Consider the following 23,264-nt stretch of genomic DNA (forward strand, 5'->3'; position numbering starts at 1 on the left):
ATTAATTTGAATAGTAATTAAGTAAATTATATATTGGTTCTTTGGTAATCGAATTAATTGTTATCCCGTTTTTTTCGGCAACGAGTTTAAGCCTGTCTGGAAAATTACCGGCTACTATGCCGACAAAATGAACATCCTGTCCAGGGTGTTGTTTGATCATCGGCAACAGGTAGGTATCCATATAACGCTGAAATGCCTCGTCAATAATACGCTGTATATAGACGTGTTCCTGGTTTTCTATGTAAAAGTCCAGAAAACTACTCAAAAAATGCTGAGCCATAGATTTCTGGTAAACTCTTTCTAAAATCTGCGAGCGGTTCAGGTCGTATCTTTTTCGGAATTTTTTTAATAGTTCCGGGGGAAGTTTTTCCTGAAGATAGTGCTTCAGGATTATTTTACCCAGATAATTTGAAGAACCCTCGTCTCCCAGAACATATCCCAGTCCGAAATTGTTCTCCTCTGGCGCCAGGCCATTAAAGTAGGCACAGTTGGATCCGCTCCCCAGAATACCGACAATGCCAGTCTTCTGGTAACATGCCGCAATTGCCGCACCATAAATATCATCCTGCACAGTGATTTTACTAAACTTAAAAAAGGAGGCCAGCGTTTCCGTTAGCTCCTTACGTCTTGCCGGAGAATTAGCACCGGCAGAAAACACATAAATCTTTTTGATCCGCTCTGCATAATTGATCAGCGTGATTTTTTTATTCAGCTGCTGAAGCACCGTTTTGGCTTCTACAAAACAAGGATTAAGCCCGGGCATGCTACATTCTGCAATAAGCTTACCTTCATTGGCTATTTTCCATGCCGCTGTTTTAGAACCACTATAGACCACCGCTATCATATCAGATTGATAACACTTTAGTCATTTCCAGCAGGTCACTTTCCAGTTTAAAACTGTGTGCAGTTAATGCCTCGTCTAAACTTGTCAGCTGGATATCGTTTCCACGAAGACCAACCATCTGGCGTGAACTGCCTTTCAGTAACTCATTTACTGCTGCATACCCGAGTCTGCTACCTAAAATACGGTCAAAACTACTCGGGCTGCCCCCGCGTTGTAAATGGCCGAGTATAGTTACTTTAGTATCATAATGATTAAAGCGTTCCTTTACATGTTTAGCAATATCGTATGCGCCGCCCTGCTTATGGCCTTCAGATACAATAACGATGCTGGAAGATTTTTTAGTGGCAGCACCAATTTCCAGTGTTCTGATCAGTTCCTCCAGGCTGGTTGCTTTTTCCGGCAATAATACTGCTTCAGCTCCGCAGGCTATTGCGCTGCGTAAAGCAATACAGCCAGAATCCCGGCCCATCACCTCGACAAAGAAAAGCCGGTCATGTGAGTCAGCTGTATCACGTATCTTATCAATCGCTTCAATAACAGTATTGATAGCGGTATCATAGCCCAGTGTAAAATCTGAACCATATAAATCATTATCAATTGTACCAGGGATACCAATTACACTTACCGGGTGTCTTTCAGAAAAACGCCTTGCACCTGTAAAAGTACCATCTCCACCTATTACAACCAGCGCATCAATATTATGCGCCTTCATGTTGGCATAAGCCTGATCCATTCCTTCATCAGTTTTAAACTCCAGACAGCGGGCAGTTTTAAGCACCGTTCCACCCAGATGAATTATATTACTAACGGAGCGGGCGTCCATAGGGATAATATTATTATTAATAAGTCCCTGGTAACCTTGAAGAACACCAAACATGTTGATGCCATTATATATTCCTGTCCGGACAACTGCCCGGATGCATGCGTTCATTCCAGGAGCATCTCCTCCTGAAGTTAGTACTGCTATATTTTTAATATTTGGTCTCATCTGATACTACGAATATACTGTGTAGAAGTTACACTAAGTAATTTATTTTGTTTTTTTACCTAAATACCATATAAAGAATGAATTTATTCAGGTGTTTAATTAGGAAATGCGGGGTGATCAAAATTCTTGATGCCCATCGTGTTTTTCAGGGCATAAGTTAATATAAATTTATTAAACTAGTAAACCCCGACAATTCGCGTTAGGTGTGTTTGATGCCGGTAAAGTCTGATATTTGAAAAAATTGACATACATTTACGACAATCCGGTTAAGCAATAGAGATTTATGATCAGACAAAACCGGATAAGAAATATTATTATAATATTTGTAGAATTGTCCTGACCACCAGTAAACCTGTTTAATCTGTATTAAATGAGGTTTTTTTGTTTTAAGGGGAAAATGTTCAGTGTAGATTTATAAATTAAAAGAAATCGTTTTGAAAGAAGTATTACCACAGTTTAATTCAACCTTCTCCATTGACTGTATCCTATTCGGTTTTGATGAAGGTGAATTGAAAATTTTGCTGATTGAGAGAAATGAAGAGCCGTTTAAAGATTGGTGGGCACTACCTGGAAACCTGGTAAGTGAAAATGAAAGCCTTGACCAGTCTGCTTCAAGAATTTTGCATGAGCTTACAGGGATAGAAAATGTCTACATGGAGCAGTTTTATACTTTTGGAGATGTCGGACGTCACCCGCAGGGGCGTATTATTTCTGTTGCTTATTATGCAATGCTCCGGCTAGGGGGAGATAAAGCACTGAAACCAGTTAGCACCTACGCGAAACAGGCTTATTGGATCAATGTTAAAGACCTGCCGAAGCTAGCCTTTGATCATCAGAAAATATTTGACCAGGGACTGGAGAAAATTAAGCGACGGATTAAGCATCAGCCGATTGCATTTGAGCTGCTGCCTGAAAAATTTACACTTACACAACTTCAGAATGTATATGAGGTTATTCTGGGTAAGAAGCTTGATAAAAGAAATTTCAGGAAAAAGATGTTAAGTTTTAATGTACTGAAAGACCTCAATGAAAAACAAAAAGGAGTTTCCTTCCGTGCAGCAACCTTATACCGCTTCGATAAGCGGAAGTACGGTAAACTGTTTGGCAAAGAAATATCTTTCTAAATCAGCGGAGCCGCCGCCGGAATATATAACGCTGAATTTCTGACATAAAAAAACCGCTATCTTTTACAGACAGCGGTTTTTTTATGTCAGAAATTCTCCTGAATTATTTAATCAAAGATTTAGAATGCGCCATATGGTATTCAACCAGGTCATCTATAGGTGAGCGGATAATTTTTCCAACACCCATTTCGTAACGGTCAGCAACAATGCTCAGAATATCTCTGAAGCTGTAACCAACAGAACCTACACAGTTTAGTGAGAAATCTTTATAGTTCGGGTAGTGAATAACAAGGTTCTCAAAGAATGCCGTGAATGCATATTCAACAGTGGAGAATGTATAATCTTCATAGCTATCTTTGTAATCGTACAGGAATTTACTGAAACCTGCGCAAAAACGGTTAGGAAGCGGTTTATTGTAGATATTATCAAAGATGTCCTCGTTGGTCAGCGCGAAATTGTCGTAGAAACTTTCTCTCAGACCTTTAGGCATATAACCTTTCATATAGTCACTCAGAATTCTTTTTCCGATAAAGCATCCGCTACCTTCATCACCAAGGAAATAACCCAGCGAGTCAATGTTTAGCGAAATATCTTTACCATCGTAAAGGCAAGAATTAGTACCAGTACCTAAAATAGCGGCAAAACCAGGTTGGTCACCAAGTACGGCACGGCATGAAGCCAGTAAATCATGGCCTATATTAATTTGTGCGTTCACAAATACTTGAGCCATTGCCTCTTCGACGATTTTTCTTTTGCTATCTGTAGAGCAGCCAGCACCATAATAATATACTTCTGTAAGTTTGTCTGCTTCCAGGTGATCTGGTAAAGACTTTTTTAGCGAGCCAACAATATATTCAGTACTTGAAAAGTACGGGTTGTAACCTTCGGTGTTGAAATGAATTTTTCTACCAGCTTCATTAATTAAGCACCAATTGGTTTTGGTTGATCCACCGTCTGCAATAACTATCATCTTAATTTGTTTTATGGGGGGTAAAAGTAAATATTCCTGAACACTCGAACTGTATTTTTTCCATTTTATGTTTTTTATGCCGTTTAGGAATTTATTAATTTGGTTTTTTTCTCTGTTTAATAATTTTAAGTAACTCTTTTTCTGGTTTTTAATGTACTTGAAAACAATACATATTTATCTCAAATTAAGATATTGTTAAAATAACACTAAGCTAAAATTACACTTGTTATTTTAAATTCCAAATTTTAAAATAATTACTCAGGATCTAAATGTCCTTTTATTCTACGATAATAGCAAATCATTCCTTTTTAAATAGGGCCTATTTGGTTATAAAAGAACTCCATACCGTTAATGTAACGTTTTGGCGAATTATAAATGTTTTTATAAACAGTCTTTATGACAATTATCATATTGAATTCGATTAGTCGAATTTTTTAAAGAAATAGAAGAAATGCTCAGGTATAACCCGGGCTAAATTAATAAATTTGCTTTTGCAGTATTTTCATGCTGCAGAGCGGATAAAATAAAAAGATATGTTTACAGGTATAATAGAAACATCAGGAACCGTTACCGGACGCAGATCCGAAGGAACGAATATTCATCTGACAATTGCTTCAGCAATCACTGCTGAACTGAAAATAGATCAGAGCATTTCACATAATGGTGTTTGTCTTACGGTCGTTGCACTGGATGACAAGACACATACGGTAACTGCAATTCAGGAAACGCTGGAGAAGTCAAACCTCGGTGATCTCCGGGAAGGCAGCATTGTAAATCTGGAACGCTGTATGCAGATGAACGGGAGACTTGACGGCCATATCGTTCAGGGCCATGTCGACCAGACTGGTGTTTGTATTTTAAGAAGGGAAATTGATGGAAGCTGGGAATACAGATTCCGTTACGATGCCGCTCCAGGCAACGTCACTGTAGAAAAAGGCTCTGTTTGTGTCAATGGTATTAGTCTTACAGTTGTTAATTCAGCCGCTGATGAATTTTCTGTATTTATTATTCCCTACACTTTTGAGCATACTAATCTGAAAGAAGTAACAGAAGGAAATACGGTTAATCTGGAATTTGATATTATTGGTAAATACGTGGCCAGACTAATGCCTTTGAACCGCGCATAATTGATTGTTCTAAAGAATGTCCAGCTTCTTTTTTCTGGCACGTGCCAGTTATTTTAAGATTATTGGCAAGGTAATTGGTTGATTGACATTGTAATTAATCAGGTGTTAAACCATAAAGAAGCAGATATGAATACTTTAGAGAAGTTTGAGTTGATGGAGAAAATTGTCAGAGAGTTAGAAGATCTTCAACATTCTCAGCAAGCCATCATACAGAAAATAGGAAAAATAGAAGTTGATAATATAGAACTGGGTGATAAAAGATTGGAGCAGGATCTTCCCGATATGCACCAGCGTGTAGCAGACAATCTGGATACTATTGTTGGTATATTGGATTACTTCGCTGATAAGACTCAGAACTTTGGTAATAAAAATAATGTTGATGCGCTTAAAGAACAGCAAATCATTAAAGATGCTACCGGATAATAACACATAATCCGGAATTGAGAGAGAGCTCCTCTAGTATACTACCTCCAAAATTTAACACTATTTTTGGGACAGCATATTAGGGGGGCTTTTTTTATGCTTCGGGCTTTGGTATTTTTAATGAAAATGTAGTCCCTTCATCTCGTTTACTATCAATTCTGATACTTCCGCCGTTTTTGGCCATAAAGTCCCAGCAAACCATTAATCCGATGCCTGTTCCCTTTTCATTGCGGGTACCCCGGCTGGAGATATTTTCCTGATTGCGTATTTTCTCCAGGTTGTCGCTGTCAATCCCAATACCATTATCTATAATATGCAGGGCGATGAACTGCACTTCGTTCGCTGCGGATATTCGGATCGTACATCCGGAAGAACAGAATTTAATCGCATTGGCTATCAGGTTTCGGATTACAATCTGCATCATTAGTAAGTCGGCAAAAACTACAAGATCTCCGGCAACGTCCGTTAAAATTGTAATCTCCTTGAGGTTTGCTGCTTTCTGATGGTAGTTTCTTTCGGAATCGATGAGCCTTTTCAGGTTAAAACATTCCCGGTTAATCCCGTAACCATTAAGCTGGCTTCTGGACCAGTGGAGTATATTATCAAGAAGATCTGTTGTATACACAATATCTCTGGCCAATGCCGGAGAAAGGCTTTTGAATTCCTCCGGGCTAATCAGCTCATCATTATTCATTTTCAGGACTTCAGAAAGATTCAGTAAAGGTCCGCGCAGATCATGTGCCATAATAGAAAAGATTCTGTCCTTCAGCTGATTGAGTTTTTGAAGTTCGTTAGCCTGTCTTACCGTTTTCAACGCTTCCAGACGCAAAGTAGTGATGTCCTGAAAACGGATAATAGTAAAGTGCCGGTTAAGCTTATTTTCATTTAATATCCGCAGGTCTGCCTCCATGTATTGAATCCTTTGATTAACCAATATCTGGATTTCCTGTTTACCAGGAACACTCACCCTTAGTTTTTCCAGAAGCTCCGGCTGGTCACTTAGTACCGTAGAAAGAAGCTTCCCGCTTAACCGCATCTCTGAAGGCATGCCGAAATGCTTTTTAAATGAATTATTATAATCGATAATGGTGAGGTTGTCATCGAAAACCACAAATCCATCTTGCATCAGTTCGAGTATTTTTTCCCTGGCAATAGGTTGAATATCAAATAACCTGAATTTATAAATTGAAATAGTGATCAGTAAAGTGGAAATCAGAAAGGCAAATGGCGTTAAATCCAGGCCATATAAAGGAACTAAATTGAATACATAAATAATATTTGTTATCCAGGGTAAAGCTGCACCGATTAGTATCGTTTGATTTTGTTTCCGGTATATGGGGTCAGATTTACTGAATTTTCTGATTAGAAAGAAATTACTCAGCAGGAGTAAAGCATAAAAATAGGCTACAAAGAAATAATAGGAGATTCCTCTTTCTATGTGTAAAACAGAGTATGGCGGGCCTGGAACCAGGTAAGTTGACTTATAGTGCAAATGGTGAAAATCATTTGTCCAGACCAGTACAAGTGTAATTATAGGCACGATAGATGCGAGGAATAAATTACCGCGGTTGCGGATCCACTTTTCGTGTCCGGCCACGTCCATGCTAAATAGAAACCAGGATAATGGAAGACTTGTGATTCCCAGATATTGTACACCGGTAAGCCAGCTAATTTGGGATGTACTTGCTAGTTCCAGACCATAGCTTACCGACCAGATTGAATTTGAAAGAATAAGAAACCCAATCCACCGAAGTGTGCCGGGTTTATTACTTAAGATCAAACACGAAATTAAGAACGTAAAACTGCCGAGGATAATTAAAACCAGCGCGTAAAAATTAAAATCAAAATTCATTTAACAGTTTAGTCAGCCTTGAAGACAGACTCCGCGGCAAATTTATAATTAATCATCTTTGTAAAACTATGTTTAGCAGACAAATAAATAAATTTTAAACAGGCTCTGAAAATATTTCTAAATTTACATTTCAATAATCAATCTAAAATTAGTCTATCATGAAAAAAATTATTTTATCGGCAATATTTCTTTGCTTCAGTTCTGTTGCATTCAGTCAGTTGCTGCCTAGCTTTCAGTTCGGTTTGAAAGGTGGTGCAAACTTGTCTAAATTATCTACTGAAAACACTTTTAGCAGTGATAATAAAGCAGGTTATTATGCAGGTCTGTGGGCAAGAATCGGTGCCGCCGGCATTCATTTTCAACCCGAGCTTTACCTGAGTGGTAAAAACACTACACTGGTTAGTAATGTTGACCCTGTGGGCGTAGAAAACAAAGTAAGGTTCACCAGTCTGGATGTTCCTTTGCTTATTGGTACCAAGATTGGCGCAGCGGGTGTAGGACTTCGTTTAAATACAGGCCCTGTCGTTTCGTTTCTGTTGGATGACAAACAATCTTTTGGACAGGCAACAGGAAATGTATTCAATGGCAGATTTAAAAATCAGTCAGTTGGATGGCAGTTTGGTGCAGGACTGGATATCGGAAGCCTGGGTGTTGACCTGAGATATGAAGCTGGAATTTCTAAAATAGGAAAAGAAGGTTACAGCGATACTAGAATGAATCTTTTCACTTTAGGACTTGCGTATAGATTATTCTAGAATTTTTACTCCATCCGGAACACTTCAACGATTTAGTAGAAGAAGGAAGGATGACCATAAAAAAAGCAGATGTACCTCCGGGGCATCTGCTTTTTTTGTGCCTTTTGTATACGTCATCATTTTTATCTATATCTCTGATTCAGAACACTAAAAGAGATAGTTCTGGCGTTAAATTTGTATTCTTCCATTTCCAAATTTAAAATCTAATATCATGACGAGTGTAAAAGAATTGTTAATGAACGGTAGCAGCTTTCTATTGCTTTTAAAACAGTACGCAATTGATATTGCCGATGTTAGGATCAAAGATGAACAGGTTTTAAATGACCAGTTTTTACAACATCCCGAACAACATCAGGAGAGCGTGTGGATTGAAGGTAAAACTAAGGACGGGGTGATCAGCTTTTTTGGTACACTGCATTATAACTTACTGGAGAAACTCGCCGTATTTGAAATGCAGGGATTGGAGAGAACTCCGACTTCGGAATTAAATTAAGAAGCCGGTTGTCTTACTTCCTTGATTTCGTAGTTAAACGCACCTTTAATGGGGCGTATAGGATTGTTATAGGTTTCGCTCAGTACTTTAACATAACAGGCGCCGAAATAAAAGATCAGGGAAGAGTAAAATACGAATAACATAATCAGTACGATGGAACCGGATGCACCATAGATATTTCCAATGTTGCTCCATGGCAATGCAATCCGAAGGATATACTTACCGAGGGTGAATAATACTCCGGTAAGTAGTCCTCCCATTCTAGCATCTTTCCAAGATGGCCTTCCATTCGTCAGGAAACGGAAAAGAACTGTAAACCATATGGTTACAATTATCATAAATAAAAACTGATTGAGCAGGCTGAGCAGGAAATTTCCAAAATCTGGAGAAGCCGCGTTAATATAGGCGGCGAGAAATGTTTGGAAACTATCGGTCAGAATTCCTACAAAGAACAAAATACCAGCCAGCATAATGATAACCATAGATCTGCCCCGGTTTTTCATTTGGAAAACAAAACTGCTATTCTCCTTAAGCCCGATAGACCAGATCTGATCCATCGAATTCTTGATCACAGCAAATAAAGTTGTTGCTACGAAGAGAAAGAAAACGAAGCTGATCAAAGTGGCATACCATTTATGGTCAATCCCCCTTATATTTTTAAGTACCTCACGCATTTGCTGGATACTACTGTCTTCCAATATACTCGATAGCCTGTCGAATAGTTGGTTAAGCATGATCTTTCTGTCGATGAAAAATCCGAAGATCCGGATTAGGATCAGCAGAATGGGTGGTAATGCGAAATTAGCAAAGAAGGCGGTAGCACCGGCGAGCCTTAAAGGGTCATTTTTCTGGAATAAGCGGAATGCCGAAAGCAGATGAGTACTGAATATTTGAATGCTGTTGCTGATCTTTCTGAACATAATTCCTTTTACCGGATAAAGAGCCTGTTTCAAATATGTCCGGCGCCCTTTTTTTTGCAGCTAAGATAAACTTGAGCCAGCCAGGAGCGAACACAATTGAATTCGAAAGTACTTAATATTTTTAATACGGGGTAATATTCAAACAAAAAGCCGGTCTTTTGGACCGGCCTTCGGGCATTAATCTAAAAATTACAAGTTCCCTCTTTTCTCCTGCTCACGTTCCAGAGATTCGAATAAAGCTTTAAAGTTACCTGCCCCGAAAGACTGAGCACCCTTACGCTGAATGATCTCAAAAAATAACGTTGGCCTGTCCTGTACCGGCTTGGTAAATATCTGCAGCAGATAACCTTCCTCGTCATAATCTACAAGAATGCCCAGTTCCTGCAAAGGAGCAATGTCCTCATCTATTTTACCAACCCGTTCCAGTAAATTGTCGTAATAAGCAGCTGGAGGTGCGCTTAGAAACTCTACGCCACGCGCCTTCATCGCTCTGACGGTTTTAATAATATCATGCGTGGCAACGGCAATATGCTGTACACCTTCACCTTCATAAAATTCCAGGTATTCTTCAATTTGCGACTTTTTCTTTCCTTCAGCGGGCTCATTGATTGGAAATTTAACATAGCCGTTCTGGTTACTCATCACTTTACTCATCAATGCCGAATATTCAGTATTAATCTGTTTATCATCAAATGAAAGAATATTACGGAAGCCCATTACTTCCTCGTACCAGCGGACTGCTTCGTTCATCCGGTTCCAACCCACATTACCAACACAGTGGTCAATGTAAAGCAGCCCTGTATCCCCGGGGATGTAGTCACTATCCAGTGCCATATAGCCCGGCATGAAAGCACCTGTATAGTTTTTACGTTCTACAAACAGATGTATAGTTTCTCCATAAGTATAAATTCCGGCGGTACGCACTTCTCCGAATTCATCTTTTATGGTTTTTGGTTCCTGATAGGATATGGCGCCGCGTCGAATAGTTTCTTCGTAAGACTGGTAAGCATCGTCTACCCAGAGCGCCAGAATTTTTACGCCGTCTCCATGCTTGCGGACATGCTCCATGATTGGACTGTCAGAATGTAGTGGGGTTGTTAAAACCAATCTGATTTTGCCCTGCTGCAATACATAAGACGCACGATCCCGTATGCCGGTTTCGGGCCCTGCATAAGCAACAGTGGTGAAACCGAACGCTGTTTTATAATAATGGGCAGATTGCTTAGCATTACCTACGTAAAGTTCCAGATGATCTGTCCCATTTAAGGGAAGGAAATCTGTTGCTGCCGTTTTCTTTTCTACAACTAATGATTGCATTTTGGTTGAGTTTACAGGTTAAATTTTTAAGATTTATTCAATATTGATCTGCCAGCTTTTATGATAATTTTCATCTTCAATTGCCAGCGCGTCTTTTGTTAACATCAATGGACGGAACGGATCAATCATAACTGCCAGTTCTTCCGTCTTTTCTTTACCGATAGATTTTTCCACGGTGCCCGGATGCGGGCCATGCGGTATGCCTCCGGGGTGTAATGTGATTTGGCCCCGCTCTACACTTTTGCGACTCATAAAATCTCCGTCTACATAATAAAGCACCTCGTCGCTATCTACATTACTGTGGTTATAAGGAGCGGGAATGGATAGCGGGTGGTAATCGTATTTACGTGGAACAAAAGAGCAGATTACAAAGTTGTGGCCTTCAAAAGTCTGGTGTACGGGCGGCGGTTGGTGGAGCCTGCCGGTTATGGGTTCAAAATCATGAATAGAGAATGCCCAGGGATAATGAAATCCATCCCAGCCGACGAAGTCAAAAGGATGCGTTCCGTAGGTATAAGGGTACATAATACCCTGCTTTTTAATCAGGACTTTAAAATCTCCATAAACATCATTAGTTTCCAGATTTTCCGGTTTCCGGATGTCCCGTTCACAATAAGGGGAGTGTTCCATGAGCTGTCCGTACTCATTCCTATAACGTTTGGGCGTACGGATAGGGCTAAAGCTTTCTACAATAAAAAGTCTGTTCTTTTCATCTGTAAATTCCATCTGGTAAATAGTGCCTCTTGGAATAACCAGGTAGTCGCCGTAAGCGAATTTAATCTGGCCAAAGCCCGTTTTCAGCTTGCCGCTGCCTTCATGAATAAAAATAACCTCGTCTGCCTGGGAGTTCTTATAGAAATAATCTGTCATAGATTTCCTGGGCGCTGCCAGTGAAATATGCAGATCGCTGTTCACCAGAACAGGTTTGCGACTTTTCAGATAATCATCTTCCGGCGATATTTTAAAGCCAAGCAACGAAGTATGTTTCAGGTGTTTTTCCCTTGCAATTTCAGGCTCGACACTATATGGTTCGCCCAGAGATTTAACTATCGTTGGCGGATGACAGTGATAAACAAGTGAATATAAGCTTGAAAATCCTTCTGTGGAAACCAGTTCCTCTGCATACAGCTCACCATCTGGTTTACGGAAAACAGTATGCCTTTTAGGCGGAATGGTTCCTAGAGTATGATAAATAGGCATATCAATAGGTTTTATTATGGTTAGAAAAGGGGGAGAGCATGCTGCTTTAGAAAAACGCAGACATAGATTGCCTTAACAGGCAGGACTTAAATGGAATATTGAGCAAAAATGAGAACCGAGAGCATACCATACCTGAAGCCTGCCAGAACCTGGCTGGCTATACGATCCTGATATTTAAGTTTTCTCTTCGTCATTGTTGCTTAAGCTAAGTTAAGAATTATATAATCAGCATTCAAATTTATGCAGTAGATAATTTGGTGAATATTTAACTATATGAATGTATTGGTTGTTTATAGTATAAAAAGAAAACGTTTATTACCCCCCGCTTGTTTTAAATTTTCTAGCTTTGATAGCAGAGAACCATCTTTTCAACCAAATTTAAAATGTTATGAAATTAGTATCCTATAAAACTGAAGAGCAGGAACACCTTGGTGTATTTGTAGACGGACATATCTATAACCTGAATTCATGTGATAAACAGCTTCCTGATGATATGAATTCATTTTTGAAGGATTCGGAAGTTTTGATGGAACGCGCCATGAAGATCGACAGGCAAATTAAAAACGGCGAAATAGAGCCTAAAGAAGAAGCTTTTTATGAAGTGATCGCTCCGGTTCCACATCCGACTTCATGTAGAGACGGATATGCATTTCGTCAGCATGTTGCTGCCGCACGCAGAAACAGGAAACTGGACATGATCGCCGAATTTGATCAGTATCCGATTTTCTATTTTACCAACCATAACGCTATACAGGGACCCGGCGAAATAACCTGTATGCCTGATCATTTTCAGAAACTGGATTTTGAACTGGAAGTTGCCGTTGTAATCGGGAAGAAAGGACGAAATATAACTGCTGCGGAAGCAGATCAGTACATTGCCGGCTATATGATCATGAACGATATGAGTGCCAGGACTTTACAGATGGAAGAGATGCTGCTTAACCTCGGGCCGGCAAAAGGTAAGGACTTTTCAACTGTAATTGGTCCATGGTTGGTTACACCAGATGAACTCGAAGCTTATAAAGTTGCAGCCAAACCGGGACATACCGGTACTAATTACAATTTGGAAATGACTTGTACCGTTAACGGAAAACAAGTGTCTGCAGGGAATATGGCCGATATGGACTGGACATTTGCGGAGATTATTGAGCGTTGTGCTTACGGTGTTGATATACTTCCTGGAGACGTAATTGGATCCGGAACAGTGGGCACCGGCTGTTTGCTTGAACTGAATGGTACAGGTTTGCTAAATAATCCTGACTATCCGGTTCAGTGGTTACAGCAGGGAGACATCGTTGAGATGGAGATTACAGGTTTAGGAATTCTGAGTAATATTATTCGTAAAGCAGATACAGATTTTTCTATTTTAAACCTTAAAAAATAATGCTGAGTCTTTCTACAGCCGATTTAAGCCCGGTTGACTTACAACAATATCTACAGTACGCTATTGCGCCCAGACCAATCTGTTTTGCTTCGACGATTGACAAAGCCGGGCAGGTTAACCTGAGCCCTTTTAGTTTTTTTAACCTTTTCAGTACCAATCCTCCGCTTTGTATTTTTTCACCTGCAAGAAGGGTCAGAGATAATACGACTAAACATACACTGGAAAATATTCTGGAAGTCCCGGAATGTGTAATTAATATAGTCAATTATGCGATGGTACAGCAGGTTAGTCTGGCAAGTACCGAATACGATAAAAATGTCAATGAATTTGAGAAGGCCGGCTTTACAATGCTAAAGTCGGAATTGGTTTTACCACCAAGGGTAGCAGAGGCCCCGGTACAGCTCGAATGCACAGTCAGGGAAGTAATTGGCCTGGGAGAAAATCCTGGTGCAGGTAACCTGGTTCTGGCGGAAATTAAAAAAATTCATATCCGTAAAGACATTCTTGACTCAGAAGGAAAAATAGATCAGGCTAAAATAGATCTGGTAGCGAGATTGGGTGGAGACTGGTATTGCCGCGTGACTCCCGAAAGTCTCTTTCAAGTCAAAAAGCCATTAGTCAGTAAAGGGATAGGCGTGGATGCTTTGCCTGCTGGCGTTAGAAACTCCTATGTTTTAACGGGAAATGATTTGGGAATGCTGGGTAATATAGAACAGATGCCTGCTGAGGAAGAGATTGAAGACATCAGGTTTCATCCCGGAGTAAAAGAAATCCTGGATGCAACTATTGGTGACACCATTAACCGGCAAAGGGAGTTGCACGAACTGGCCCATGAATTACTCGGAAGAGGTCAGGCAGCCGATGCGCTGAAAATAGTACTGCTGGAAATATGGTAATTGATCAGAGCACACTTACAGCTTTCATAAAGCGCCGCTTATAATAGGTGTCCATCGTCGTAATAGTAACGCCTTTAGCTTTACCTGAACTGGAGTGGATAAATTCAATTTCGTCACCATCTACTTTATAGACAATACCTACATGACCTATCTTCCTGTTTTTAGGATTTGAGCCGGTAAAAATGAGAATATCGCCAACTTTGGCATTTTCCAGTTTTACCGGTCTTCCTGCTGCAACGAATTCAGGGGAAGAACGCGGAACGCTGAACCCAAAGTTCTTAAAGACATAACTCACAAAACCAGAGCAGTCAAACCCGATATTAGGATTACTGCTGGCATAGCGGTAAGGAATCCCGATCATTGTTTTTGCAAAACTGATTAATTTTGCGCCTGCACCTTCCTGTGGAGCATTTTCTACCGTTTTAGGCTGTACTTGTTTCTCGCCGGAAGTCTGGGCAATGGCTGTGCTGGTGTAAAGCATGCCAATCAGACTGCATAAAACAAAGGCTTTCTTCATTAGAATGATGTGTTTTCTGAACAATCAGGATCAGCAGCCTCTTAGAAAAGAAGCTGCCTTCAACCCGGGTTTTTTTAAAGATATAAAAAATTATGGTGTTGTCACTGCGACAGGAATAATCTTTCCATTAAAAAAACGATGACCTGTTCTGGCAAAGTCTGCGACGTACTTACCCATTTCAAAAGCCATAACAGGAGACTGATATCCAGGGAAAGCCTGCTCCAGCATTTCTGTTTGCGCAGATCCCAGTGCAAGGCAATTAATTTTAATCCCTGTTTCTGCAAGCTCAAATGCAAGGCACTCTGTTAAAGTATGCAGGGCAGATTTACTTGAGGAATAAGCGGCAAGGCCTGGAAATTTGACACTTCCCTGGAAACCACCCATGCTGCCAATATTCAGGATATGACCACCGCTTTTCATGAGCGGCAATAAATTCTGAATCATTTTAAAATGACCGGTTACATTGGAACGGAACATGTCATGGAGATCATCGGCAGAAGTTTCCAGAAAAGGCTTGTTAATTAAAGCACCTGCATTATTGATCAGGATGTCTACATGGCCTAACCTTTCCTTTAAGAAAGGGACCAGTGCTGCATAGTCATCATTTACGATGTCAAATTCTACCGGCAGCAAAGTACAATCAGGAGTTATGCTCTTTGCTATTTCCAGCAGTTTACGCAGTTTATCGGCCGATCTTGCGATACACACCACTTTGTTGGCACTTTGCAGGGTAAATTCTAAAGCGGCTTCGAAGCCTATGCCACTGCTGGCACCAGTTAGTACAATATTCATGTTATGTTAATCTTCTTCAGTAATTAATTGGGTAACAGGATTAGCGATTACATGCAGGCCATCCTGAATCAGTTTTTGATGCCCGGGTTCACTATCCTTTTTGAGCTCCAGATAGGCTTTAACTTTTCCTTTCAGGTCTGGATTGATCGCATTATAATGCAATATCTCTAAAATTTCCATTGCACAAAGCCAGTCTGCAGGATAATTTTCTGCCAGCTCTGTAAACAGGCGATCCAGCATTTCTGCTCCATGCTGCTCTTCGCGTATAATTCTTACCGTCTGGTATATCCTGTGCAGGTTGGCAGTATGATCATCGTATTGAATTTTTTCGGTCGGAATAAAGCTGATCGGAGAAATTTCTTCAAAAGCATCTTTATCTGCAGCACCATTAAATACGGAAATAATTTTCTCACCAACAGCCATGTCGTATGTACCCCATTCCGGCTGGAAAAGAATGTGTCCGCTGGATTCTTTGACTGTGGCATTCTCCAATACGATCAGGATAATTTTATCTGCAGCACGGGTTATTCTTTTTATAGTTCCGGATACGGTAATGCCGTTTTCGAATTCAAAATTAGTTTCATGGCCTTCGATCAGGTTAATTTCTTTCAGGTCTTCTGCACTGAAGTCTTCCAGTGGTTTGCGGCTGTTCTTTAACCTTCCCACAGGAGAAGAAAAACCATCCTTATGATAAATTTTACCGTGTCCCGCCAGTTCCTTATCCGCAAATGCGAGTGCAGAAGGACCAGTAGTTTTAATAAAGCTGAGCTCACCAGATTCCATTTTACCCATGTCTGTAAAAACACCAGTCACCTGCAGACCTGAGCTGTAAACCGCTGTCGCCGGATTACGGGAGTCAATCGCTTTGGCAATACTTTCCACTCCGCCACGTCTGAACGACATGGTGTCGGCAAACTGTTCGAGTACGTCGATCAGATTTTCGAAAGTTGGTGTCACAAACAACTGCGGCTGTGTTTTAGTGATGTCGTAAGCGTAATTTACGGTATCAATGGTATATGGAATCTTTTTAACGTTTTCGGACATGCAGCTTGAGCTTTCCCCGATAGAAGACAAAAGACCGGCCCCGTAGATTTTTGGATTGTCGAGACTTCCAATCAAGCCATATTCTACCGTCCACCAATGTAAACGGCTTAATAAGGCCATTTCGGATGGTTCGCCCATGTGCGCAGAAATATGACTGAGTTTTTCTTCCGCCCGCTGGATTTCGAATTCCGGTATGTTCTGTGCCTCTTTCAGGATAGATAAATTTCTGATGGCTTCATAGAGTTCAAAATCACGTGCTGAAAACATCGCTTTAGCCCCGATTGAACCTATATAGCTCAGGTAGGAATTGTAAGCTTCGTCTGCAATAATCGGCGCGTGTCCGGCAGACTCATGTATAATATCTGGTGCCGGTGTATATTCAATATGATTTATCTGGCGGATATCGGCGGCAATGACCAGCACTTTAAATGCCTGGTATTCCATAAAGGCAGCGGGAGGGATAAATCCATCAACTGTTACTGCACCCCAGCCCATTTTGCCCAGATTATCGTTCATTGTCTGCAGATCTGGAATATATTCAATACTCAACCCTGCGCGCTGAAGACCTTTGATATAAGGATAATAAGCAACATCTTTCAGGTAACTGTAATTCTGACGCATTACATAGCGCCATACGGCCTGATCCACCGGGGTATATTTCTCGTAATGCTGATCTACGATAAATTGCCTTAAATGTTTGGGTAAACCGGCTACCTGCGGATTATTAAAGTTGTTAAAGTCGCTCATTGCCATTTTTTATTTGTATTCTGCCTAAGATAAGTCTGTCGGAACGATTTATCAAGCGAAAGATCAGCTATGACTTCATTATGATCTACTTTTTGACTTTGAAAGAGAAGTGTTTCTGTATAAAATAACTGAAAAATGCTAATATTATTGTGGTAATGATTTTTGCAATCGTCGGATAAAAATGAAACGTTTCGACCATAACCTTTAACATGGCAAAGTTGAGCAGGATATTAGTGGCTACTACAGTGCCGTAGCGAAAGAGCTGTATTCTGCCTTTTAATTCACTTTGTGTAAAGACAAGATATTTATTGAGTACAAAACCAATAATAAATGTGATGAAAGACTCAATGATCAGTGCAGCTACCGGTGCGGTAATCATTCCGGGAGGGAAAGGGAGCAGAACGTGTTGCTGTTTCAGTATAAAGTTATAGACGATATAATAGACAACAATTCCACTGGCTGCTGTCGTACCACCGGAAACGATGTATCGGAAAGTATGCACCGTAAACCATCTTGAAAATGGAGGATAGAAAAAATCAATAAAACGGATAACGGCTTTACGCATATATAATGTGGGTACGCTTAAAAGCGGCAATTTAGGGAATGAGAATCACTTACCGAAAATTCCGTTTTATTTAATCTGCCGGCCCCGATATAAAATCCATTACAGCGCAGTATCTGTATCCGGGGTGGGTACCGATAGTTACACCCGTATATTTCAAATTGTTCTTTGTACTTAAAATCGTTTTTCTGTGGCCCAGATCATTTACATTCTTGTCCAGCAGCAGCATACAGATATTTGCAAATCCTTTTGAAAATCCGAAAGCAAGGTTCTCGGCCATTGCCCTGTTTGGATAATATGGGGTTATCCGGTCCTTAACCGATCTGCCATCACTTGAGTTATGTCCGGCCTTATTCGTTTTTTTAAGGTCTTTGGCGTGTTGCTGTGCAACCCAGGTTAAAGTTTCATCTGGTTCGAATAGGGGGAGGTTTCTAACATCTTTCAGGTCTTTTTCCAGCCCGCGGTAGTACTTGTCTTTCCGGTTTACCCGCAGGTCATTGTAGTTTCGGTATTGCTGCATCTCCTGGTTATATGCATTAGTAAAATCCTGAAAGTAGGTGTTGAAAAACTTCTCGCCATTGGTCCGGACCAGATTCATATAAAAGATTAGTTTTTTCTCTTCGTCATTTAGATACGGCGCATCTTTGGCAGTATCTGCGTTTTTAAGTTCTAATGCAGTCCAGGTATTCGCTGAAGACCGGCTTTGTGCGCAGAGTGTGTTTGATAGTCCAATCTGTATGAGCAGGAGAAGGAGCAGCCTGGTCAATAGGGTGTAGCTTAAGTTTTTCATCCAGCATTTGTTAGCAAAGAGTATTCCGCTTATTCCGGCTTAATTTTTTATTACTTTTTATTTGCTATTCTTCGGGGTTGATATACCGTTGGGATACCCTTGGTATACCCTTCCTTTACCCAAAGGGTATACCAAGGGTATCCCAACGGTATAGCAAGGGTATAGCAAGGGTATACCAAGGGTAATGCAACCCCGAAGAAAAGTGGTCGAAAAACTGGAATTACCTAAAATTTATTACAATTCATATAACTTCCCGCTATACACAGCCAGGGAAGTAATGTGATTTGCTAAGGCACAAAAAAGCCCGGTCATTTAATGACCGGGCGCGTTATTTCTATTTTATAATTTTCTCAGCAGGTTTTTCCAGCTTACTTTGCTTGAGATCAGTTCCTCCAGATCTTTAATTTCGATACGCTGCTGTTCCATGCTGTCACGGTGACGGATGGTTACAGTCTGATCTTCCAGGGTCTGATGATCGATTGTAAGACAGAATGGGGTACCTATAGCATCTTGTCTGCGGTAACGTTTACCAATAGAGTCTTTTTCCTCATAAACGACGCTATGATCGAATTTAAGCAAGTCCATGATTTCTTTCGCTTTTTCTGGTAAACCATCTTTTTTAGTTAGAGGCAGAATTGCAACTTTAATAGGGGCCAGGCAAGGGTGCAGGTGTAAAACAATGCGGCTGTCGGTTTTCTCGCCTTCAGAAAGATCCTGCTCTTCGAAAGCACCAATCATAGTGAGCAAGAACATTCTGTCCAGACCGATAGAAGTTTCGATGACATAAGGAATATAGTTTCCGTATGGCTTTCCTTCTTCATTCAGGTCATTATCAAAATATTGCATTTTTTTACCTGAAAACTCCTGGTGCTGACTTAGATCAAAATCAGTACGGCTGTGAATACCTTCTACTTCTTTAAAGCCAAATGGGAATTCAAATTCTATATCAACTGCAGCATTTGCGTAATGCGCAAGTTTTGCATGGTCGTGGTATTTATATTTTGCAGGATCTGTACCCAATGCTGTATGCCATTTTAAACGTGCTTCTTTCCAGTAAGCATACCATTTCATTTCTTCTCCCGGACGAACAAAGAATTGCATTTCCATTTGTTCGAACTCACGCATACGCATAATGAACTGTCTGGCAATAACTTCATTCCGGAAAGCTTTTCCGATCTGGGCAATCCCAAAAGGAATTTTCATCCGGCCGGATTTCTGAACGTTCAGGAAGTTCACAAAGATTCCCTGAGCCGTTTCCGGACGCAGGTAAACTTCTTCGGCACCTTCTGCCATTGCACCGAACTGGGTACTGAACATCAGGTTAAACTGACGTACATCTGTCCAGTTTTTTGTACCGCTGACCGGGCAGGCGATTTCATGCTGTTCAATCAGGACTTTAAGCTGTGGCAGATTCTCATCTTTCAAAGCCTGATCCATATCTGCCTGCAGCTGCGCAGCCTTATCTGTTTTGCCGTCCTTTTCATAACGGGCAATTTTATCTTCCAGTAACTGGTCTGCACGATAACGTTTTTTCGAATCTTTATTGTCGATCATAGGATCGCTGAAGCCGTCTACGTGACCACTTGCTTTCCATACTTTAGGATGCATAAATATTGCAGAATCAATTCCGACAATATTTTCATGTAGCTGAACCATCGATTTCCACCAATAGGTTTTAATATTATTTTTTAGTTCAGCACCTAACTGGCCGTAGTCATATACGGCACTTAATCCATCATAAATTTCGCTGCTTTGAAATACGAAACCATATTCCTTGGCATGAGAGATCACATTTTTAAATTGTTCGTCGTTATTCGTTTTGGCCATAATACTGCAAATATAGAATTTGAAGAGTAATTTAAAATATGAATAAACACCAATTTGTCGCTGGGTATGAATAGACTGCATGGAAAAACCAACATAAAACTGACTCTTTGTAAGATATATTCAGTAAATTAAATACTTGACTGTTAGTGTTTTGTGATGGTTATATCTGAATTGGCCGGCTTTTTGATTTAATCACATCAGCGTAAAAGCGCTACTAAACTTAAATACACATATTATGAAAAAGATCTTTTTACTTACCGCTCTTGCAGGAATGTTCGCTTGGTCAACCGCATCCGCTCAGGTACGTGACCCGGCTATGTCAGGCGCTAAGTTAGGTATCGGGGCCGATTTTGCTTTTCCAACTGGAAATACCGGTGACGTTTATAAATTAGGGTATGGAGGTTCGCTTGAATTCCAGACACCTATAGCAGATCGGTTGAATTTCACAGCAAGTGCAGGTTACCTGACTTTTACAGGTAAAGAATATGGTTTTGGCGGTATCACTATTAAAGCGCGTGATTTTAGCGCTGTTCCGGTAAAAGTGGGGATTAAATATTTCCTTGCGGAGAATTTTTATGCAGGCGGACAGGTGGGTGCGTCATTTGGAACCAGTGATGGTGCAGGTACGGCGTTTGCCTATACTCCTGGCATTGGTGTAGAATTTCCAGTTGCTGATAAAGGTTCAATCGACCTTGGTGCACGCTATGAAGGCTGGTCTGCAAAAAACGAGAATCAATTTGTACCAGTTAAAAATTTCGTAGGATTAAGACTGGCATATAACTTTGGTTTATAATAAATCAATTCATAAAAAAAGGGCATCTTCAGATGCCCTTTTTTTATGAATTGATTTTTATATCGCCGTCTTATTTTGTTTGATAACTGCCAAATAAACGGATAAGCCTATCTGGATAATTCGAAATGATTCCGTCTACACCCAGTTTTCCCAGTTCGACCATGTCTTTTTCTTCGTCCACAGTCCAGGGTAAAATCAACATTTTATTTTCATGTGCTTTTTTTACCATTCCGGCATCTACTGAAGAGAAGTGTGGGCTGTAAATATCAGGAGTAAAACCTAGTTTTTTAAGATCTTCATCGATACCACCTTTACCATAGGCCAGAATAGCCTGTTTTACTTTTTCCTGGTTTTCTTTATCAAGGCCAGCTTTTTTTAATTCAGAAGACAGATCCATTTTTCCAAAAGCCAGCAGAGAGAGTTTTAACTTGGGTTCGGTTTTATGCAGGATCTGTAAAGTTCTTACGTCGAATGACTGTATTGTAATGCGGTTATTGATGTTTTTAGGGTTTAATACCTTCATTAACGTAGTCACGAACACTTCTGGTGATGGATTATATACCCCGTCTCCTGCAGGAGAGATTTTTGTTTCAATATTATAATAAACAGGTTTCAGCTGATTCTTTTTTACATAATTTTCCACGCTGTCAATCAGTTCAGAAAGCAGTGGCTTATGTGTTTTCATTTTTACCTGCTGCGGGAACATCGGATGAGGTTTGAGCCCGGCATCAAAATGACTTATACTATCGTAGCTCATCTGGAAAAGTGCTATGCCGGCCTGTTCCTTTTTTGTAATTTCAGAACCATCAGGTTTAAGCATGAAATCCGCTGACATATATGGGTCATGGGACACTACCACTTTGCCATCACTGGATATAACAACATCCAGTTCGAGGGTTTTTACCCCTAGCTTTACACCGTTTAGCATTGCCGCAATAGTGTTTTCCGGCATTAAACCCATACCGCCACGGTGGCCCTGGACGTCTAATTTTTGTTGTCCGAATGCAGCGCCTGTCAAACAAACTGCTGCTGTTAGTATCATTAGTTTTTTCACGTCGCTAAACTAATCAACTTCCTTTCTGCTCAAGTTAAGGCAATATTAAATCATCATCGACGCTATGGTTTTTCGAGGTATTTCCAGTTCCTGATCTTTCCATCCGCTAGCCATTCTACGGCGGTCTGCATCCTTTTTTCACGCGTTGCTTTTGTTTTCGCTTCGGTAATCCATTGCAGGTATTCTTTCCTCTGAGAATAACTGAAGTTTTCGAAATGGTTTTTAGCCGCTATTGCCTGCGCCAAAAGGTTTGCAAAGTCTTCAGGAATTAGCAGTTCGGTCTTTGGAGATGCAGGTTTCTTTTTGAGTTTAACGCCTTCTTCGTTAAGCTGAACTGCAAACTTAATACTGGAAATCAACAGGTCGTCGGTAGGCAAATCGTTCAGTGAACATATCTTGCCCAGCTGTCCCATGGCATTTGCGGAAGCGCTGCTTCTTAATTCTTGCGTTGCCGGGGGAAGGAGTGCCGCTTTCCAGAAACCGAAAGCACAGTGCTGTTTAAAAGCCGCCATACTGCAGACAGTTCCCTTATATTCGAAATGAGGAAAACTCCATTTCATGGTCTCTTTCATTTCGGGACATGCCTGGTGAACCAGCGTTCTGAGATGGTTCAAAATTGGTTTGGCAAATTCTGCTGCATCATCTATATATTTATCTATTCTGGGATCGTATTTTTCCATAGGTCGATTTTGTATGACGATTAAAATAAGAAAACAAATAAATCATAATATTGATTTGTTTTCCAAAAAATCAGATAATAATGGCGGCGATTTTTCAACATTATTACAGCGAGTATAAGTATGCGAGGTAATTTTTATATTTTTGAGAACTTGACAAGATCATAT

23 protein-coding genes are annotated in these 23,264 nt (G+C 40.4%); 8 read left to right on the forward strand and 15 right to left on the reverse strand.

All coding sequences use genetic code 11. The features are described from left to right. Nucleotide 1: 1 nt before the first annotated feature. Together BM192_RS17910 and pfkA are read right to left on the reverse strand one after the other, a co-directional pair. On the reverse strand, nucleotides 2-844 hold the full coding sequence (locus tag BM192_RS17910) for a hypothetical protein (protein ID WP_037440554.1): 843 nt from the start codon (nucleotides 842-844) through the stop codon (nucleotides 2-4). A 1-nt stretch (nucleotide 845) separates the two neighbouring features. Then, nucleotides 846-1,832: a 6-phosphofructokinase gene (gene pfkA / locus BM192_RS17915; protein WP_037440552.1), complete on the reverse strand. Its 987-nt coding sequence runs from the start codon at nucleotides 1,830-1,832 to the stop codon at nucleotides 846-848. Nucleotides 1,833-2,266: 434 nt separating this feature from the next. On the opposite strand from pfkA, the gene BM192_RS17920 reads away from it, so the two are divergent. Beyond that, nucleotides 2,267-2,956, forward strand: coding sequence for an NUDIX hydrolase (locus BM192_RS17920; RefSeq protein WP_037440550.1), 690 nt, complete (start codon nucleotides 2,267-2,269; stop codon nucleotides 2,954-2,956). A 103-nt stretch (nucleotides 2,957-3,059) separates the two neighbouring features. Here the strand turns inward: BM192_RS17920 and BM192_RS17925 are convergent, their stop codons facing one another. Next, nucleotides 3,060-3,926 (reverse strand): N-acetylglucosamine kinase, encoded by an 867-nt coding sequence (locus BM192_RS17925; RefSeq protein WP_037440548.1) that lies wholly within the window; start codon nucleotides 3,924-3,926, stop codon nucleotides 3,060-3,062. 533 nt (nucleotides 3,927-4,459) lie between these two features. Between BM192_RS17925 and BM192_RS17930 the strand changes: the two genes are divergently transcribed. Beyond that, on the forward strand, nucleotides 4,460-5,053 hold the full coding sequence (locus tag BM192_RS17930) for a riboflavin synthase (protein ID WP_037440546.1): 594 nt from the start codon (nucleotides 4,460-4,462) through the stop codon (nucleotides 5,051-5,053). 126 nt (nucleotides 5,054-5,179) lie between these two features. Then, nucleotides 5,180-5,476 (forward strand): hypothetical protein, encoded by a 297-nt coding sequence (locus BM192_RS17935; protein WP_037440614.1) that lies wholly within the window; start codon nucleotides 5,180-5,182, stop codon nucleotides 5,474-5,476. Nucleotides 5,477-5,570: 94 nt separating this feature from the next. Here BM192_RS17935 and BM192_RS17940 read toward each other — a convergent pair whose 3' ends face one another. Continuing rightward, nucleotides 5,571-7,328, reverse strand: a complete 1,758-nt coding sequence (locus BM192_RS17940) for a sensor histidine kinase (protein ID WP_037440544.1) — start codon at nucleotides 7,326-7,328, stop codon at nucleotides 5,571-5,573. 158 nt (nucleotides 7,329-7,486) lie between these two features. On the opposite strand from BM192_RS17940, the gene BM192_RS17945 reads away from it, so the two are divergent. Together BM192_RS17945 and BM192_RS17950 are read left to right on the forward strand one after the other, a co-directional pair. Then, nucleotides 7,487-8,083, forward strand: a complete 597-nt coding sequence (locus BM192_RS17945) for a porin family protein (protein ID WP_037440542.1) — start codon at nucleotides 7,487-7,489, stop codon at nucleotides 8,081-8,083. A 211-nt stretch (nucleotides 8,084-8,294) separates the two neighbouring features. Continuing rightward, nucleotides 8,295-8,576, forward strand: a complete 282-nt coding sequence (locus BM192_RS17950; protein ID WP_037440539.1) for a hypothetical protein — start codon at nucleotides 8,295-8,297, stop codon at nucleotides 8,574-8,576. Here the strand turns inward: BM192_RS17950 and BM192_RS17955 are convergent. The 3 genes from BM192_RS17955 to BM192_RS17965 all read right to left on the reverse strand — a co-directional run bounded on the left by BM192_RS17955 (nucleotide 8,573) and on the right by BM192_RS17965 (nucleotide 12,013). Beyond that, nucleotides 8,573-9,496: a YihY/virulence factor BrkB family protein gene (locus BM192_RS17955; protein WP_037440612.1), complete on the reverse strand. Its 924-nt coding sequence runs from the start codon at nucleotides 9,494-9,496 to the stop codon at nucleotides 8,573-8,575. The two genes, BM192_RS17950 and BM192_RS17955, sit on opposite strands and share 4 nt — an antisense overlap. Nucleotides 9,497-9,685: 189 nt before the next feature. Then, nucleotides 9,686-10,813 (reverse strand): 4-hydroxyphenylpyruvate dioxygenase, encoded by a 1,128-nt coding sequence (hppD, locus tag BM192_RS17960; protein ID WP_037440536.1) that lies wholly within the window; start codon nucleotides 10,811-10,813, stop codon nucleotides 9,686-9,688. Nucleotides 10,814-10,846: 33 nt separating this feature from the next. After that, nucleotides 10,847-12,013 (reverse strand): homogentisate 1,2-dioxygenase, encoded by a 1,167-nt coding sequence (locus BM192_RS17965; RefSeq protein ID WP_037440535.1) that lies wholly within the window; start codon nucleotides 12,011-12,013, stop codon nucleotides 10,847-10,849. Nucleotides 12,014-12,401: 388 nt separating this feature from the next. Here BM192_RS17965 and BM192_RS17970 point away from each other — a divergent pair, with 388 nt between their 5' ends. Together BM192_RS17970 and BM192_RS17975 are read left to right on the forward strand one after the other, a co-directional pair. Further along, a complete protein-coding gene (locus tag BM192_RS17970; protein WP_037440533.1) occupies nucleotides 12,402-13,397 on the forward strand; it encodes a fumarylacetoacetate hydrolase family protein in 996 nt (331 codons plus the stop codon). Continuing rightward, nucleotides 13,397-14,293: a flavin reductase family protein gene (locus BM192_RS17975; protein WP_037440531.1), complete on the forward strand. Its 897-nt coding sequence runs from the start codon at nucleotides 13,397-13,399 to the stop codon at nucleotides 14,291-14,293. Before BM192_RS17970 ends, BM192_RS17975 begins: the two co-directional genes overlap by 1 nt. Before the next feature lie 4 nt (nucleotides 14,294-14,297). Here the strand turns inward: BM192_RS17975 and BM192_RS17980 are convergent, their stop codons facing one another. The 6 genes from BM192_RS17980 to BM192_RS18005 form a co-directional block, all read right to left on the reverse strand. Continuing rightward, nucleotides 14,298-14,810, reverse strand: coding sequence for a C40 family peptidase (locus BM192_RS17980; RefSeq protein ID WP_037440529.1), 513 nt, complete (start codon nucleotides 14,808-14,810; stop codon nucleotides 14,298-14,300). 90 nt (nucleotides 14,811-14,900) lie between these two features. Then, the gene (locus tag BM192_RS17985) at nucleotides 14,901-15,602 is read right to left on the reverse strand and encodes an SDR family oxidoreductase (protein WP_037440527.1); all 702 of its coding nucleotides are present in this window, start codon (nucleotides 15,600-15,602) and stop codon (nucleotides 14,901-14,903) included. A 6-nt stretch (nucleotides 15,603-15,608) separates the two neighbouring features. Then, nucleotides 15,609-17,393: an aromatic amino acid hydroxylase gene (locus tag BM192_RS17990; RefSeq protein ID WP_037440609.1), complete on the reverse strand. Its 1,785-nt coding sequence runs from the start codon at nucleotides 17,391-17,393 to the stop codon at nucleotides 15,609-15,611. Between the two features lie 85 nt (nucleotides 17,394-17,478). Beyond that, a complete protein-coding gene (locus BM192_RS17995; protein WP_037440526.1) occupies nucleotides 17,479-17,958 on the reverse strand; it encodes a GtrA family protein in 480 nt (159 codons plus the stop codon). A 70-nt stretch (nucleotides 17,959-18,028) separates the two neighbouring features. After that, on the reverse strand, nucleotides 18,029-18,745 hold the full coding sequence (locus BM192_RS18000) for a CAP domain-containing protein (RefSeq protein ID WP_037440522.1): 717 nt from the start codon (nucleotides 18,743-18,745) through the stop codon (nucleotides 18,029-18,031). Between the two features lie 339 nt (nucleotides 18,746-19,084). After that, the gene (locus tag BM192_RS18005; RefSeq protein ID WP_037440520.1) at nucleotides 19,085-20,572 is read right to left on the reverse strand and encodes a glycine--tRNA ligase; all 1,488 of its coding nucleotides are present in this window, start codon (nucleotides 20,570-20,572) and stop codon (nucleotides 19,085-19,087) included. A 235-nt stretch (nucleotides 20,573-20,807) separates the two neighbouring features. Between BM192_RS18005 and BM192_RS18010 the strand changes: the two genes are divergently transcribed. Beyond that, on the forward strand, nucleotides 20,808-21,365 hold the full coding sequence (locus BM192_RS18010) for an outer membrane beta-barrel protein (protein WP_074591428.1): 558 nt from the start codon (nucleotides 20,808-20,810) through the stop codon (nucleotides 21,363-21,365). A gap of 70 nt (nucleotides 21,366-21,435) precedes the next feature. Here BM192_RS18010 and BM192_RS18015 read toward each other — a convergent pair whose 3' ends face one another. Then, entirely contained in the window at nucleotides 21,436-22,407 is a 972-nt protein-coding gene (locus tag BM192_RS18015; RefSeq protein ID WP_070808213.1) for a glycerophosphodiester phosphodiesterase family protein, read from the reverse strand. Nucleotides 22,408-22,481: 74 nt separating this feature from the next. After that, the gene (locus BM192_RS18020; protein WP_037442192.1) at nucleotides 22,482-23,099 is read right to left on the reverse strand and encodes a YdeI/OmpD-associated family protein; all 618 of its coding nucleotides are present in this window, start codon (nucleotides 23,097-23,099) and stop codon (nucleotides 22,482-22,484) included. Between the last annotated feature and the right edge of the window lie 165 nt (nucleotides 23,100-23,264).

The sequence above is a fragment of the Pedobacter antarcticus genome, from assembly GCF_900112985.1.
Classification (GTDB): domain Bacteria; phylum Bacteroidota; class Bacteroidia; order Sphingobacteriales; family Sphingobacteriaceae; genus Pedobacter; species Pedobacter antarcticus.

Coding starts and splice junctions, on each gene's coding strand:
- BM192_RS17970 (WP_037440533.1), top strand. CDS start 12,402: ATGAAATTAGTATCCTATAAAACTGAAGAGCAGGAACACCTTGGTGTA.
- BM192_RS18000 (WP_037440522.1), bottom strand. CDS start 18,745: ATGAAAAACTTAAGCTACACCCTATTGACCAGGCTGCTCCTTCTCCTG.
- BM192_RS17940 (WP_037440544.1), bottom strand. CDS start 7,328: ATGAATTTTGATTTTAATTTTTACGCGCTGGTTTTAATTATCCTCGGC.
- BM192_RS17990 (WP_037440609.1), bottom strand. CDS start 17,393: ATGAGCGACTTTAACAACTTTAATAATCCGCAGGTAGCCGGTTTACCC.
- BM192_RS17950 (WP_037440539.1), top strand. CDS start 8,295: ATGACGAGTGTAAAAGAATTGTTAATGAACGGTAGCAGCTTTCTATTG.
- BM192_RS17975 (WP_037440531.1), top strand. CDS start 13,397: ATGCTGAGTCTTTCTACAGCCGATTTAAGCCCGGTTGACTTACAACAA.
- BM192_RS17935 (WP_037440614.1), top strand. CDS start 5,180: ATGAATACTTTAGAGAAGTTTGAGTTGATGGAGAAAATTGTCAGAGAG.
- BM192_RS18010 (WP_074591428.1), top strand. CDS start 20,808: ATGAAAAAGATCTTTTTACTTACCGCTCTTGCAGGAATGTTCGCTTGG.
- pfkA (WP_037440552.1), bottom strand. CDS start 1,832: ATGAGACCAAATATTAAAAATATAGCAGTACTAACTTCAGGAGGAGAT.
- BM192_RS17980 (WP_037440529.1), bottom strand. CDS start 14,810: ATGAAGAAAGCCTTTGTTTTATGCAGTCTGATTGGCATGCTTTACACC.
- BM192_RS17945 (WP_037440542.1), top strand. CDS start 7,487: ATGAAAAAAATTATTTTATCGGCAATATTTCTTTGCTTCAGTTCTGTT.
- BM192_RS17995 (WP_037440526.1), bottom strand. CDS start 17,958: ATGCGTAAAGCCGTTATCCGTTTTATTGATTTTTTCTATCCTCCATTT.
- BM192_RS17925 (WP_037440548.1), bottom strand. CDS start 3,926: ATGATAGTTATTGCAGACGGTGGATCAACCAAAACCAATTGGTGCTTA.
- BM192_RS18020 (WP_037442192.1), bottom strand. CDS start 23,099: ATGGAAAAATACGATCCCAGAATAGATAAATATATAGATGATGCAGCA.
- hppD (WP_037440536.1), bottom strand. CDS start 10,813: ATGCAATCATTAGTTGTAGAAAAGAAAACGGCAGCAACAGATTTCCTT.
- BM192_RS17955 (WP_037440612.1), bottom strand. CDS start 9,496: ATGTTCAGAAAGATCAGCAACAGCATTCAAATATTCAGTACTCATCTG.
- BM192_RS17965 (WP_037440535.1), bottom strand. CDS start 12,013: ATGCCTATTTATCATACTCTAGGAACCATTCCGCCTAAAAGGCATACT.
- BM192_RS18015 (WP_070808213.1), bottom strand. CDS start 22,407: ATGATACTAACAGCAGCAGTTTGTTTGACAGGCGCTGCATTCGGACAA.
- BM192_RS18005 (WP_037440520.1), bottom strand. CDS start 20,572: ATGGCCAAAACGAATAACGACGAACAATTTAAAAATGTGATCTCTCAT.
- BM192_RS17930 (WP_037440546.1), top strand. CDS start 4,460: ATGTTTACAGGTATAATAGAAACATCAGGAACCGTTACCGGACGCAGA.
- BM192_RS17910 (WP_037440554.1), bottom strand. CDS start 844: ATGATAGCGGTGGTCTATAGTGGTTCTAAAACAGCGGCATGGAAAATA.
- BM192_RS17985 (WP_037440527.1), bottom strand. CDS start 15,602: ATGAATATTGTACTAACTGGTGCCAGCAGTGGCATAGGCTTCGAAGCC.